The sequence below is a fragment of the Azotobacter chroococcum genome (assembly GCF_002220155.1).
Classification (GTDB): domain Bacteria; phylum Pseudomonadota; class Gammaproteobacteria; order Pseudomonadales; family Pseudomonadaceae; genus Azotobacter; species Azotobacter chroococcum.
Genome location: NZ_CP011835.1, coordinates 1700965 through 1714781, shown reverse-complemented (window position 1 = coordinate 1714781; position 13817 = coordinate 1700965). Strand labels below are relative to the sequence as shown.

Annotated in this window: 17 protein-coding genes and 1 tRNA gene; 16 read left to right on the top strand and 2 right to left on the bottom strand. The window is 61.7% G+C overall.

The genetic code is table 11. The annotated features are described in order from the left end of the window. Positions 1-2220 precede the first annotated feature (2220 nt). The 7 genes from ACG10_RS07945 to ACG10_RS07915 all read left to right on the top strand — a co-directional run bounded on the left by ACG10_RS07945 (position 2221) and on the right by ACG10_RS07915 (position 6008). On the top strand, positions 2221-2583 hold the full coding sequence (locus ACG10_RS07945) for a hypothetical protein (protein WP_089167813.1): 363 nt from the start codon (positions 2221-2223) through the stop codon (positions 2581-2583). Continuing rightward, positions 2567-2749: a hypothetical protein gene (locus ACG10_RS07940; protein WP_039804029.1), complete on the top strand. Its 183-nt coding sequence runs from the start codon at positions 2567-2569 to the stop codon at positions 2747-2749. Before ACG10_RS07945 ends, ACG10_RS07940 begins: the two co-directional genes overlap by 17 nt. Further along, positions 2746-2901 (top strand): hypothetical protein, encoded by a 156-nt coding sequence (locus tag ACG10_RS23600; protein ID WP_157731409.1) that lies wholly within the window; start codon positions 2746-2748, stop codon positions 2899-2901. The genes ACG10_RS07940 and ACG10_RS23600 overlap by 4 nt, the downstream gene beginning before the upstream one ends. Continuing rightward, a complete protein-coding gene (locus tag ACG10_RS07935; protein ID WP_089167812.1) occupies positions 2898-3149 on the top strand; it encodes a hypothetical protein in 252 nt (83 codons plus the stop codon). The genes ACG10_RS23600 and ACG10_RS07935 overlap by 4 nt, the downstream gene beginning before the upstream one ends. A 363-nt stretch (positions 3150-3512) precedes the next feature. Further along, the gene (locus ACG10_RS07925; RefSeq protein WP_089167810.1) at positions 3513-3848 is read left to right on the top strand and encodes a hypothetical protein; all 336 of its coding nucleotides are present in this window, start codon (positions 3513-3515) and stop codon (positions 3846-3848) included. After that, complete coding sequence (locus ACG10_RS07920) at positions 3845-4186, top strand: hypothetical protein (protein WP_089167809.1); 342 nt, start codon at positions 3845-3847, stop codon at positions 4184-4186. The genes ACG10_RS07925 and ACG10_RS07920 overlap by 4 nt, the downstream gene beginning before the upstream one ends. A 70-nt stretch (positions 4187-4256) precedes the next feature. Then, positions 4257-6008 (top strand): DNA cytosine methyltransferase, encoded by a 1752-nt coding sequence (locus ACG10_RS07915; RefSeq protein WP_089167808.1) that lies wholly within the window; start codon positions 4257-4259, stop codon positions 6006-6008. 79 nt (positions 6009-6087) lie between these two features. Here the strand turns inward: ACG10_RS07915 and ACG10_RS23595 are convergent, their stop codons facing one another. After that, positions 6088-6738, bottom strand: coding sequence for a hypothetical protein (locus ACG10_RS23595; protein ID WP_157731407.1), 651 nt, complete (start codon positions 6736-6738; stop codon positions 6088-6090). A 525-nt stretch (positions 6739-7263) separates the two neighbouring features. On the opposite strand from ACG10_RS23595, the gene ACG10_RS07910 reads away from it, so the two are divergent. The 8 genes from ACG10_RS07910 (at position 7264) to ACG10_RS07880 (ending at position 12181) form a co-directional block, all read left to right on the top strand. Further along, on the top strand, positions 7264-8178 hold the full coding sequence (locus ACG10_RS07910; protein ID WP_089167807.1) for a BRO-N domain-containing protein: 915 nt from the start codon (positions 7264-7266) through the stop codon (positions 8176-8178). A gap of 385 nt (positions 8179-8563) precedes the next feature. Beyond that, complete coding sequence (locus ACG10_RS23590; protein WP_157731405.1) at positions 8564-8809, top strand: hypothetical protein; 246 nt, start codon at positions 8564-8566, stop codon at positions 8807-8809. Positions 8810-8827: 18 nt separating this feature from the next. Beyond that, positions 8828-9055, top strand: a complete 228-nt coding sequence (locus ACG10_RS07900; protein ID WP_089167805.1) for a hypothetical protein — start codon at positions 8828-8830, stop codon at positions 9053-9055. After that, complete coding sequence (locus ACG10_RS07895; RefSeq protein ID WP_089167804.1) at positions 9052-10086, top strand: hypothetical protein; 1035 nt, start codon at positions 9052-9054, stop codon at positions 10084-10086. The genes ACG10_RS07900 and ACG10_RS07895 overlap by 4 nt, the downstream gene beginning before the upstream one ends. Continuing rightward, complete coding sequence (locus ACG10_RS24090; protein ID WP_198319033.1) at positions 10079-10603, top strand: hypothetical protein; 525 nt, start codon at positions 10079-10081, stop codon at positions 10601-10603. Before ACG10_RS07895 ends, ACG10_RS24090 begins: the two co-directional genes overlap by 8 nt. Further along, positions 10600-10749, top strand: a complete 150-nt coding sequence (locus tag ACG10_RS23585; RefSeq protein ID WP_157731403.1) for a hypothetical protein — start codon at positions 10600-10602, stop codon at positions 10747-10749. Before ACG10_RS24090 ends, ACG10_RS23585 begins: the two co-directional genes overlap by 4 nt. A gap of 56 nt (positions 10750-10805) precedes the next feature. Beyond that, positions 10806-11039, top strand: coding sequence for a hypothetical protein (locus ACG10_RS07885; RefSeq protein WP_089167803.1), 234 nt, complete (start codon positions 10806-10808; stop codon positions 11037-11039). Further along, positions 11039-12181 carry a tyrosine-type recombinase/integrase gene (locus tag ACG10_RS07880; protein ID WP_089167802.1) on the top strand — a complete coding sequence of 381 codons (1143 nt, stop codon included), beginning with the start codon at positions 11039-11041 and terminating at the stop codon, positions 12179-12181. The genes ACG10_RS07885 and ACG10_RS07880 overlap by 1 nt, the downstream gene beginning before the upstream one ends. A gap of 101 nt (positions 12182-12282) precedes the next feature. On the opposite strand, the gene ACG10_RS07875 is transcribed toward ACG10_RS07880, so the two are convergent. Continuing rightward, a tRNA-Val gene (locus ACG10_RS07875) sits at positions 12283-12359 on the bottom strand. A 173-nt stretch (positions 12360-12532) separates the two neighbouring features. Here ACG10_RS07875 and ACG10_RS07870 point away from each other — a divergent pair. Further along, positions 12533-13816 carry an NAD(P)/FAD-dependent oxidoreductase gene (locus tag ACG10_RS07870; protein WP_089167801.1) on the top strand — a complete coding sequence of 428 codons (1284 nt, stop codon included), beginning with the start codon at positions 12533-12535 and terminating at the stop codon, positions 13814-13816. Position 13817: the final 1 nt, after the last annotated feature.

Below are 13817 nucleotides of genomic sequence, written 5' to 3'. Positions count from 1 at the left end.
CCGGCAACGCTGATCGAGCCAGGTGAACAGGAAGCTCCGAGGCCACCCTGAATCAGCCGGAATGCCTGCAATCAGCAGCGGGCCCGCCAGGGAAAAACAACGCCGAACGTTTCCTGATGCCCATCCAGAGGATGGACATTGAAAAGCGATACGGAAACGAATCAGCAATGAAAATTGAATGGAGTTGCTGCAAAGTCAACAAATGTGACTGACTTCACAAAATTAAAAAGCACGCTATCATTTGCAAGCCGCTGGCGAATCGGCATGCCTGCAGCGTTAGTTGACTACTGCTTATTACAGTCATGCTGGTGGCTCATCCCCATCAGTAAAGCGCGCTGCAGGTTCGAGTAATTCGCAAGCCACGTTTGTGCTCATCTCCTGCTTTTGGCTGTATCTGCGCAGCTGGCGACAGAGCAGATGACAGGCCGGAAAGACGGCCATCCTTCCCTGCTCCAGGCAAGGCACCCACCCTTGGGTAACCAGATTTTTAAGTCCGTGCCGGTTCGGCATGCGGAGGCGTTAGCGCAATCGAGACTTCATTGCAGGTCAGTGCCGAAAGCGCCGGACCAAAACGCGTCTTCGTTCGAGTAAACCGGAAGCCAAGGCGCCGCCCGAATGGACGAAGCCGAAATAGAAGGTATCTGCGCCTTCAGCGACAGAGCAGACGCTTGGCCGGCGTAACCGGCCATCCCTCCACCCCGCTTTTGTGGGAAGGACCTTCCCACCGCAGGGTATAGCGAGGCCCTATCCAAGGGCTTAGCTTACTGAGCACTCCCCAGCTAATCCGGGGAGAAGTTGCAAGAGATGCTCATGTCAGTCCAAGCCGTCGGCAGATCGGTATGTCGTCAGCGTCAGCCGGCCACCTCCGAAGTGGCCACGCCGGTATCTCGTTCCCGGCAAGGCGCGCAGTCGGTTTGAGTAATCTGCAAGACACGGAAGTCTTCACCGGATCAATCTGTAGTCACGCAGACGTCGATAGAGTGACCGTCTGGCCGGCGTAACCGGCCATCCTTTTCCCCCTTCTGCAAGATTGATAATAATTATCATTTGTATATGATGCAGAGACCGTCGGCAGATCGGTATGCAAGCGGCGTCAGCCGGCCATCTCCTACGATGGCCACGCCGGGCCTCACGGCTCCCGGCAAAGCGCGCAGCCTGTTCGAGTAATCCGCAAGACAGGGCAGCGATAACGCCACGCGGTCTGTAGTCACGCAGACGTCGAAAGAGTGACCGACTGGCTGGCGTAACCGGCCTTTTCCCATCCCCTTCACATACCTTCTGTCTTACAAAGAGCCAGCCGCTTGGCTAGGTGTACGGCTCGTGGCCTACCTTACGAACACCGTCGGCGGATCGGTATGCCGTCAGCGTTAGCTGGCCATCCCCAAAGATGGCCACGCCGGGTTTCAAAGTCCCCCCCGGCAAGGCGCGCTGTCGGTTCGAGTAATCTGCAAGCCAAGGAGGACAGCACCTTCCATTCCTCTTGGCAGGCACGCCAAGGGCGACAGAGTGCCCGCCTGGCCGGCGTAACCGGCCACACCTCCCGCTCTTGTGGGAAGGACCTCACCGCAGGGTTCAGCAAGGACTATTCATTCAGCTGACTCGTTTGGCTGTGCGCTACATCCTCGGTCTACGCTAGGAAAACCGTCGGCAGATCGGAATGCCGTCAGCGTTAGCCGGCCATTGCTCAATGGTGGCCACGCCGGACTACAGGGCTCCGCAAGGCGCGCAGTCGGTTCAAGTAATCTGCAAGCCGGGGGCTCCACGCCCTCACCCAGTTGGCAGGCACGCCAGCGGCGACAGAGTGCCCGCCTGGCCGGCGTAACCGGCCCACCTATTCCTTAGTGCCCCTCTCTCAAGCTGACCTGAGCAAAGCTCGGCAAGGGCTATTCATTCAGCTAGCCGTTTGGCTGTGCGCTACCTCCTCGGCCTACGCTATTAATTCCGTCGGCAGATCGGCATGCCGGCATGCGTTAGCTGGCCATCTCTGCAATGACCATGTCGGGTCTCACGGCCCCGACCAAGGCGCGCTGTCGGTTTGAGTAATCTGCAAGCCTGGGTTTCCATTCCCACCCTACTGGCAGGCACGCCAGCGGCGACAGAGTGCCCGCCTGGCCGGCGTAACCGGCCACACCCAATCCCTCGCCCTCATCAGAAAGCCACCTCGCCCGAGGCGGCTTCCTCATGCGTGCGCGACCCACCCCTGAAACCACGAGAACCCCAATGAAACTGATCGACATGCAGCAATCGGCAGGCGTCGCCGCGACCGCGACTCTGCTTGTCCTGGCCGACGGAACCCTGGCCACCCACGAAGCCCAGGGTGCCGAGCTTCCGGCGCCGGACGTAACCCTGCGGAACGTCCAGATATTGGACACCAGCCACGACTCCTGGGCAGTCGCCACTGCCGTCAACACCAGCGACCAAACGCTGCTCGAGCCCGTCATCATCCTGGAACTGCCCGATGGCACTGAACTGCGCCACGTTGGCCCCGCCCGCGTCGATCCAGGCGAAGCATGGAGGATCTTCGAGCGCATACCTGGCACAGCGCAAATGCAGGCAGGAGAACAGCATGGAAATCGCCACTGAGCACCGCGGCATGACCACCCGCTGCCCGCGCACAGCGCTGGCCTGGTGCAAAGCAGGCGGCTCCATCCGCATCGCCACAACTGGGGCTACCACAGCCATGTGCCGCGCCGATTACTGGCGGCACATCAAAGCAATTGCAAGCCTGGAAGCGAGGCAGGCGGCATGAACAACGCCGTCCAGCTGATCAAGCTGGCCCAGAAGCTCGCCATCGCCCGCGGCGAGCCACACATCGTCGTTCAGGTAGCCAGCGGCCAGATCGTCGTCATGCGGGACGGTAAGCTGCGTGGGGCGATATTGCTGGAGCGGTGCCTGCCATGACTGCCAAGACCGCCGCAGAACGCAAACGCGAAGAGCGCGAGCGCAAGAAGCTCAAGGAAGAGGAACGCCTCGCTCGCCTCCTCTCCCGTCGCATTGAGCTCGACCTGTTTCACGCCACCGATGCCAAGCTGGTGCGCTCGATGGAGCGCACCGACATCGAGGAACCGCAGGATCTGATCACCCGGCTCATCCATGGCGCCGACCGCCTCAGCGATGAGGCACTGGCCGAGCTGATCCGCCTGCCGTAGCTGTCACGCCTACCTGTCACGGCGATATGGCGCGCACACCGCTACGCTCGCCGTATTTTTCTGATCAGGCACTGCATGCCGAAGAGCATGTAACTCGCCGGCATCCTGGTTCAGATGATGGACCACCCTCAGCAGCCGCTGGCGAAGTAATCCGTTATCGAGCTGTTCAATCGCTCGCATGACCTCAATCGCAGCAGCCTCATTGTTGGCGGCTACTGAATCCAAAGTTTTGCGGATGTTTCTCACTACTCGGCTCACAAGATTCTCCCCTGAAAATTTGGGCCGGGCTCGTTGGACCACAGGATTCCCTTTTGATTTCAGCCGTTTGAGTTCGGACGGCACCGTTTGTCTGGAGAAAGAGCCATGAGCACCTTTGCCGTCTTCGGCATGACCGAGCACTACGCTCGCGAGGAAGCCCGGAAGAATACGCCGACCGTCGTTTTGAAGGTTCAACTGACCGAAGCGCAATGGCTCGAAGCGGTCGAGCTGCGAGCCGAGAAGACCATGAGCGGCGCGCGCGTGGTCCAGCTGAGTCCCATGTTCGACGCCCCGCAATTCGCCCGGCAGTACATCGAACTGCTGCGCAAAGCCGGTCTCTACCGCGACCTCAAGATCCGCGCGAAGGTGAAGGCTGACGTGCCGGCAGCAGGCCGCACGAAGAAGAAGGCGCCAGCCACCATATGGAAGGACGTGGCATGACTGCCAAGGCCTCCTCCGAAATGCAACTCGCACTGTGCTTAGAAGTCGAGCCGCCGCGGGCCGAGCGGCGCAAGCCGCAGCCGCCGGACAGGCGAAAGCCTCGTCAGCTAGGCGATCCGTACTACCCCTTCGATGCTGACCTGGCTAGCCAGACGATTCTTGAGCAGCTGCGCAAGTCCGGCGGCGAGTGGGTCAGCAAGCACCGGATCTTCCGCGCCTGCGGAATGCCCCCGAGCGATGTGGCCGCCCTGGTTTTGCGAATGGAAGACGACGGCGTGGTTGAGACCGGACAGAAATTCTGGCCGCACGACCGGTACCGAATCGCGAGGATGGCATGACCCACTACCCCAAGGCTGGCCGCTGCAGCCCCCGCGCCGGCGGTGCAGCCCCCTTCTGCCTGGAGAGAGCATGACCGCCTTCCATACCCAGTTCGGCCTCAACTTCACCGGCGAGATCATCGTCGACCTGTTCGCCGGCGGCGGCGGCGCCAGCACCGGCATCGAGCAGGCCCTCGGCCGCCCGGTGGACGTGGCCATCAACCACGATCCCGACGCCGTGAGCATGCACACCCTGAACCACCCGCATGCCCGCCACTACCTGAGCGACGTCTACGAGGTCTGCCCGCTGGAGGCCACCGCCAGCCGCCCGGTCGGCCTGCTGCACGCTTCGCCGGACTGCACGCATCATTCGCAGGCCCGCGCCGGCCAGCCGCGCAGCCGGAAGATCCGCGCGCTGGCGTGGGTGGTCATCAAGTGGGCCGGCACGCTGGCCCGTCACGGCAGGGCGCCGCGGGTGATCACCCTGGAGAACGTCGAGCAGATGCTGCAGTGGGGCCCGCTGGTGGCCAAGCGCTGCGCCAGCACCGGCCGTGTTGTGAAGGTCGATGGCAGCGTGGCCGGCCCTGGCGAGCACGTGCCGGTCGCCGAGCAGTACCTGGTCCCCTGCACAAAGCGCCGCGGTCGCAACTGGCAGCACTTCGTCGGCGCGCTGCGAGGCCTGGGGTACGCCGTCCAGTGGCGCTCCTACGCGGCCTGCCTGCATGGCGCTGCCACTCTGCGCAAGCGGCTCTATCTGGCGGCTCGCCGCGATGACGTGCCGATCCGCTGGCCCGAACCCAGCCATGCCGCCAAGCCGAAGCGCGGCCAGCGCAAGCTGAGCGCCGCCGCCGAGCACATCGACTGGTCGATCCCGTGCCCGTCGATCTTTCTCGACGCCCAGGAAGGCAAGGCTCTCGGGGTTCGCCGGCCGCTGGCCGAGAAGACCCTGGCGCGTCTGGCCAAGGGCATCCAGAAATTCGTCATCGACAACCCCGACCCGTTCATCGCTCCAGACGGTGCCGTTGGCAGCCTTGCGGCGATGGCGCAGAACGTGACCGGCATTGACCCACGCGAGCCGCTACCGACCGTCCTGGCCGGCGCCGCCCGCTTCGCCGCGGTGAAGTGCGAGGTTGCCCCGCTGATCACCGAGCACGCCAACGGCAGCAGCCAGCGCAACATGCCAGCCAGCGAGCCGCTGCGCACTATCTGCAGCGAGGTGAAAGGCGGGCACTTCGCCCTGGCGGTCGCCTACCTGGCCCAGCAGAACGGCGGCTTCAACGAAACGCCCGGCCATGCGCTGACCAAGCCCATGACCACCATCACCAACACTGGCAGCCAGCAGCAGCTGGTGACTGCCAGCCTGATGACCCTGCGCAAGAACTGCGTGGGCCGCGAGCTGACGGAGCCGGTACCGGTGATCACCGCCGGGGCTGAGCACCACGCGCTGGTCGCCTGCACGCTGTCATCGGAGGTCGAGGCCGGCGCCCTGCGTGTAGCCGCATTCCTGACCAAGTATTACGGCCAGGGCGACGGGCAGGACCTGCGCGACCCGCTGCACACCATCACGACCAAGGATCGGCTGGCCCTGGTCACCGTCACGGTGCGCGGCACGCCCTACGTCATCGTCGACATCGGCATGCGGATGCTCACCCCGGCCGAGCTCTACGCCGCCCAGGGCTTTCCGAAGGGCTATGTCTTCGACCGCGGGCACGACGGGCGGACCTTCTCGAAGAAGGTGCAGGTGCGCTTCGTCGGCAACAGCGTCAGCCCGCCGCCGATGCGGGCCTTGGTTTCCGCCCTGTTTGCCGAGGAGCTGCAGGTTCAGCAGCGTCTGCTGGCCTGACGCCTATGGACGGGCACTGGCAGCAGATCGGCGAAATTGGCAAGCATGACTATTGAATAAGCTCTTTGCGAATAATTAACTAGACACTCACTACCTTTAAAAACCTAACTAATCCTACATCACTCAAAATGATTGGACTGATAGCATCTTTGAATTTAGGGATCCATATCATCCGCACTTCAAACTGACTAGAAAACTCACTTTCTTTTATAAAAGCCGGATGGACGCCAAGATCTTTATTGTTCCAAACCTCATCGCGAGATTGATACTTAACCTCGGACAATACAAAATCACGAATTGGTACATTCCTATGCAAAGTATCAGTTAAGCGATTAAAAAACCTCATAACATCAACTACTTCAACACATGAATCCGCACCTTCGAACTGCCCCATTACATTTCTGGATAGACACGACGACACGCAATATACGAAGCAGTCTGGTAAATTAAAATCCATAGCCATATTGACATTTTCGAACGTACAGTTAAGACCATTAGCAACCTTAATCACCCCAAACATCTGAATAGCTTTTAGATGAATGCTATCTTCATCGTCGCTATTCACATAAGGAATATGATGTCTAATAATCCTTTTCCCCTCATTTGGATCAGATATCCCCTGCTTATGCTCTGCCTTTCGAAAATCGTGCAAAGTTCCGATCCGAATACCACCAAGTTTTAATAAAGAGTCATTATACTTTTTTTTGGAGTATCTAAATACCGATTTCATCGGAACCTCTTAGCCATTATTTAGCAGAGACTTATCCGCCCAAGCTTATTCGGCTTTATTCCATAATGCCACCATGGTGACAGGTATCCCCATGCCCAAAGAAAGCTAATCCATCACCTACTGCCGAAGCCAAAGCGATGGCCTGCACCTCCTTGGCGAGAGGAAAGACTGCATCCGCTGCAACCCGGTGACCAAACCGACAAGACAAAGGAGCCGACGAAACAGGGGGTTTCGCCGATGCAGCGAGCGGCGCACCGTTGACGCTGAGAGATTCCGGGGCTAAGGTTCGCGCCAAGAGCCTAGAAACTCGAATGCACCCCGGAACGCCACCACGCCCGATAGTCGTGGATTTTTTTCGCCCGCAGTCCGCCATGGACTGTGGGCGCTCGCGGTTTATGGCCGGGAGGGCGACGGATACAACACCCGAAAGGGGAAGAAGTCCGCCCGTGGGTGCACGGGTTTCTAGCCTCCCGGCCGCCATATTCCTGTGGCGGTCAATCTCCGACTAGAAACGGATCGCCCACTATGAGCAGCACCGCCCAAGTAATCCCCTTCCAATTTGAAGCCCGCGAAGTCCGCACGCTGCTGATCGGCGACCAGCCGTGGTTCTGCGCGGCAGACGTTTGCGCTGTCCTCGGCTATGCCAACAGCCGCAAGGCCGTAGTCGACAACTGCCGAGAGGCTGGTGTAACTACCAGTGACATCAGATCCGGAGGCCAGAAGCGGCGCGTGACGTTCATCAGCGAGGGCAATCTCTACCGCCTGATCATCAAGAGCCGGAAGGACGAGGCGCTGCGGTTCGAGTCCTGGGTGTGCGATGAAGTCCTACCCACGATCCGCAAGCACGGCCGGTACGAGGACACCAGCGGCAAGATGGATACCCTCCTCGGCCAGACGATCGGCACCGACGGCTTCCATATGCTCGGCGCGATCATCAAGGGCAAGGTGGTTTCTCTGCCGCAGGCGGTCCAGCGCCGCGCCACGGCGAAAATCTGGTCGCAGACCCATGCCGCCTTCGGTGTCCGCTCCGCTGCCGACATCCCGGCCGACCAGCTCGACGCCGCCCGGAACTTCATCGCCGCCTACGCGCTGGAGGGGGAATGGCTGAGAAAAAAGCCGGAGCCCAAAACGGAACCTCGCCTCGACATCCACTTCCCGGTCGATTATCTGTCCGGTCGCCGGCCAGGGACTCAGTACCACCGCAACGAGCACACCGATTTCTTGGAAGTTTTCCCGTTGGATCTGGTCGATCCGGCCGAATCCCCTTGCGAGCTGATCCTGACCAGGCTGACCAAGGCCGGCTATAACGTAGCCGCCGCATGGTGGGAAGTTCGCACCTATCGCAACAAGCTGGCTCAAATGCACCGCGCGATCGAAAGCCTCAAGCGCAACTTTGAGTCGCCACAGCAGTACGTCATCGCAAAGCCTGACCTGATCTAACCCACCGAACCATAAGCCAACTGCCGGCCACCGCCGGCGGTACGGCTTTCTGTTGCCTGGAGAATCCCTATCTATGCAATGCAGCTGCGGCGCCAGCACAAAGCCTGGCCGGGCCGAACGCTCGAAACAGCGCGCAGTCCTCGAGTTTCAGGAGTGTCCCGCCTGCGGGCGCGCCCACTTCGACGCCCTGCGTATCGGCGGCCAGGCGGTAGCGTCCGGGGAAGCGGCTCGCAGGCAGTTCGAGGCGCTGGATGCTCCGGAGCCGAGTGATCCAGGTGAACCACCCAACTGCCCTCCGGAAAAAGCTATCCCTCGCCCCACCCGCACTACCGAACTCGACTGGCGGCCGACATCAGAAACGCCGCCACGCGACCAACTCATCCGCGTGGACTACCTGACCGGCGGTTACTGCGTCGGGCACGGCTGGTTCTTCGACGCTGTGTGGGACCTGATAGCCCGCTGGGCCCCGTGCAGGAGCGACGAGGGCCTGATCCCCTGGCCAACGACAACACCGTTGGTTGGCACTCCCTTCGACGCGGATGCCGCCCCGGCGCTGGAAATATCACTGCCGCCCCCTATCCAGACCGCCGAACTGCCGCCGGTCGGCACCAACTTCGCTTTCGCATTCTGACACCAAGGAGTTCCCGAATTGAGCAAACCAAGCGCGCGCGTGACCACAAGCGCCAAGGTCCAGTTGACCATCAAAATATCCAACGTAGGCAGCTGGGGCCCCGGCTGCGACCTGGCCCAGGTCTACCGCCAGGCTGCAGAGGCGGCCGTAGCCCGCGTGCTTCGCGCCCTGAATCTTCGTGACGTGCGCGTCATCGGGGCACCAATCGTCAAGGCAATAACTACCGACATGGAGCAGACCAAATGAGCCAAGAAACGACCGCGCCAGTGCAGAGCCTGGTGGATGAGATGGTGCAGTGCATCTGCGGTGATGAGTACCCAGCCGGCAGCTACGGCGCCGGTTTCATCCATGGATCTGGCATGTGTGAGAACTGCGATGCGGCCATTCCTGCGAAGGACGTAGCCCCGGTTGCCGTGCTGGACGGCTGGAAGCCTGTTCCTGAAAGGCCAACCATCGAAATGGTTGAAGCCGGGTATGAGGTATCGCTTGGGGAGCCAGATCGAAGCGGTAGAGCCCGCGTCTTCGATCAGTACAAGGCAATGCTCTCCGCCGCGCCGACCCCGCCCGCAGGCCAACGGGAAATCCCGGTGACCGTATGGGATAGAACACTTGGCGATGCACTGAAGAAGTCCGGCCTTGGCGTCTACATAAACGACAGCGATCTGGCTCACATGATGGCAATCAGCGAGTTCGCACGGATTGTCAGTGCGCCGACCCCGCCGGCGCAGCCGACCCAAGCCGGCATGAACGAAGCAATCGACCGCATGCGCCGCGAGAACAATCTGAGCATCGACGGAGATAACGCCTACAAGCGCGACCTGCTGGATTGCGTTATTGGTGCCCTGGCATTCGGCAAGCAGGGCACCACGCCGCCCCCCGAGGGCCACTGGCTGCATCAGTTCTGGGAGATCGGCGATGCAGAACGGAAAGAGCGAGACGCAGCCCCGCCAGCGCAGCAGAGCCAGGCAGCCACCGACGTGCTGGCCGAGCGCCGCCGGCAGATTGAGGTAGAGGGCTGGACACCGGAGCATGACGACGCGCATTCCTGCGACGAGATCGCCGCCTTTGCCTGCTTCTATGCCATGCCGCCGGCAGCTCGCGACTGGGATGCAACCAGCACTGGCTATGCCGAAACGCTTGGCGAAGCCATCAAGCCGGATGGCTGGGATGGAAAGACGGGGGATCGTCGCCGTGAGCTGGTTAAGGCCGGCGCCCTGATCCTGGCCGAGATCGAGCGCCTGGACCGCGCCGACAAGAAGGAGTTGAGCAATGTCTGAGCAAAAGAAGACAAGCGATTTCCCGAGCGCAGAGTTTCGTTTCTTCATCTACGACCACTGCAACGGCGACTTCACGTACTACCGCACGCCTGAAGAGCGTGATGCCGCGTCGGATGCGGTTATCCAGCAGTACCTAGACGACGGCTGGGACGAAGACGTTGAGCTTGTCGTCGCCGGAGAGGTGACTGCCGTAGCGACCAAGGTCAACGTGATCGAGCGCCCGCCGGAAGATCAGATCGACGATGAAGGCATGGACGAAGATGGCCGCTTTTGGGGCGAGGAGCACGACTACTGCTGCAATTACGAGCTGCTGCCTCTGCCAGCCGCCCCCGGCGACACCGCAGCGCCGGAGCAGGCAGAGCAGCAATCTGCATGGGTCGAGCAGATCATGGAGCAGGTACAGGTATTCGCCAGCGCCTGGTCACTGGTCGGCGGCCCCTTCGATACGGGCGATGGATTGAAACAGGCCAAAGAAGAAAAGGAACTCCTGCGCAAGCTGCTGGAGGCCAGCCGATGAACTACCAGCCCAAGGGCGGCATGTGCGTCGCCTGCCGCTACGCCAAGCACAACTGCTCCTCCCTGCCCTTCGCCTCCATGCCCGTCCTTGAAGTAGAAGGCCGCACCATCATCGTCCGCTGCACGCAGTTCCAGCGGCGCAAGTAACCCATCCACCAACACCAGCACGCCGCCCAACCTTGGCGGTGCGGAGAAGTATTGCCATGGCAAAGGTCATTTCACAGCTGACCGTGAACATGCCGCGACTGATGGAGGCCGGCGAATACAGGAAGCTGCGCTATGCCGGCGGGAAACCGAGCCTGCAGCAGCTGAAGAAGTGGATCGAGGAGGGGGAACTCGCTGGCGAGGTGCGCGGCGGTCTGTATTTCGTCGACCTGCAGGCTGCCTTGCTCGGCTCGAACGATCCGCTGCTGGCCAAGATGCTGGAGATCGGCTGATGGCACCACCCCGGAAGCGCACCAGCAAAAACCGCGACCTGCCGCCAAACCTCTACCCGAACGGCAAATACTGGCAGTACCGCAACCCCATCACAGGTAAGAAAATCAGCATCAACCGCTCTCTGGCCGAGGCCGCCAAGCTGGCCAAAGCCGCTAACGCCAAGCTTGCACCGCTCATGGTCGATGACGGTGAACTGCTCTCACTGCTCACCGGAGAAGAGGCGCCGACCTTCGCTCGCCTCTGCGACCGCTTCGAAACCGAATACCTGCCAGACCGCAAGCTGGCCGCCAGTACGTGCAAGGAGATCGCTATCAAGCTCGAGCGGTACCGGACGGACCTGGGCAAGAAGCTTGTAGGCCAGCTCGATGTGCTCGCCGTCGCAGAATACCTGGACCAGTACAACAACAACGCCTACACCAAGCACCGCGGGCTGATGATTCAGATTTTCGACTTCGCCGTAGCCAAGGGCCTGGCCGAGCGCAACTACGCCGAAATGACGCTCAAGAAGCGGGAGGAAGAGAAAAAGCGCCAGCGCCATACCCTTGAGGGCGTGGCCAAGATTCTCGAGGCCGACACCACGGCGCCCTGGCTCAAACGCGCAATCCGACTCGCGCTACTGAGCCTGCAGCGCCGGGAGGATCTGGTGACCTGGGAGCGCGCAGCGGTGGACATGGCGTCCAACACCATCCGCATCAGCACCGGCAAGACCCAGAACTACGAGAACCCTATCCATCTAGAGATCGAGATGGGGGCCGATCTGCGCGCGGTCGTGCAGGAGTGCCTGGCCGAGCCGATCGCCAGCCCCTACCTGATCTGCTACCGGCCCAGGGCCCGCAAGCGCGAGCAGATCGACGCCAAGCTCCATTGGTCGGCGGTGACGGATGACTATCTAACCAAGGAATTTCGGAAGGCCAGGGATGCGGCGCACGCCTACGACCATATCAAGGATCCCCTGGCCCGCCCTACCGTGCACGAGCTGCGCGCACTTGGCGCCTGGCTCTACCAGCAACAGGGATTCTCGCAGGAATACGTGCAGGCCCTGATGGGCCATTCGACGGAAGAAATGACTGCCTACTACCAGGCCGGTCACGAGAAGAAGGGAATCGTCTACCAGCGTGTCCAGGCAGACCTGAAGCTATGAGCCGGTGGGCGTTTTCCCAAAATATTCCCAATATTTTCCCAAAACAAAAAAGGCGACCCTTTCGGATCGCCTTCTAAGCCCCGCGCAGCGCGGGTTTTGTTTGGTAGGCACAATTGGACTCGAACCAACGACCCCCACCATGTCAAGGTGGTGCTCTAACCAACTGAGCTATGTGCCTGTCGATGGCCGCGCATTCTACGGACTTGCGCTGGCCTGTCAATACCTTTTTCCGCTAACCGACTGAAAAAAATGATTTTTCCCATCCGGGCCGGATTCCGGCGCGCTAGCCGGGGAAAATCCGCTCCGGTAGCATCGATCCGACGTCGAATATTCGGAACAGGAAGCCGCACGATGGCGAACACCGACTACCCGCTCTCCTACTACGCTGCCTCGGCCCATCCCGCTCCGGAGCGTCCGGAGCTCATCGGCGAAGCCGAAACCGACGTGTGCATCGTCGGTGCAGGTTACACCGGGCTGTCCGCCGCCTTGTTCCTGCTGGAAAACGGCTTTCGCGTCATTGTGCTGGAGGCGGCCAGGGTCGGCTTCGGCGCCTCCGGGCGCAACGGCGGGCAGATCGTCAATAGCTACAGTCGCGACATCGACGTGATCGAGCGCAGCCTGCCCGCCGAACAGGCCCGCCGGATCGGCGAGATGGCCTTCGAGGGCGGGCGCATCCTGCGCGAACTGGTCGCCCGCCACGGCATCCGGTGCGACCTGAAGGACGGCGGCGTGTTCGCCGCCTTCACGCCCAGGCAGATGGCCCACCTGGAGGCGCAGAAGAAGCTCTGGGAGCGCTATGGGCATACCCGGCTGGAACTGCTGGACGCCCGCCGCATCCGCGAGGTGGTGGCCAGCGAGCGCTATGTGGGCGGCATGCTGGACATGACCGGCGGCCACATCCACCCGCTCAACCTGGCCCTCGGCGAGGCTGCGGCGGTGGAATCCCTGGGTGGCGTGATCCACGAACAGTCGCCCGCCGTACGCATCGAGCGCGGCGCCAATCCGCTGGTGCATACCCCGCAGGGACGGGTCAGGGCGAAGTTCGTGGTGCTGGCCGGCAATGCCTATCTGGGCGATCTGGTCCCCGAGCTGGCGGCCAAGTCGATGCCCTGCGGCACCCAGATGATCGCCACCGAGCCCCTCGGCGAGGAGCTGGCCGCCAGCCTGCTGCCGCAGGACTACTGCGTCGAGGACTGCAACTACCTGCTCGACTACTACCGGCTCTCCGCCGACCGGCGGCTCGTCTACGGCGGCGGCGTGATCTACGGCGCCCGCGATCCCCGAGACATCGAGGCGATCATCCGGCCGAAGATGCTCAGGACCTTCCCGCAACTGCAGAAGGTGAAGATCGACTACGCCTGGACCGGCAACTTCCTCCTCACCCTCTCGCGCCTGCCGCAGGTCGGGCGGATCGGCGACAACCTCTACTACTCCCAGGGCTGCAGCGGCCACGGTGTCACCTACACCCACCTGGCCGGCCGGCTGCTCGCCGAGGCCCTGCGCGGCCAGGCCGAGCGCTTCGACGCCTTCGCCGCGCTGCCGCACTACCCCTTCCCCGGCGGCCGCCTCTTGCGCGTGCCCTTCACCGCCCTCGGCGCCTGGTACTACACGCTGCGGGACCGGCTGGGGGTCTGAC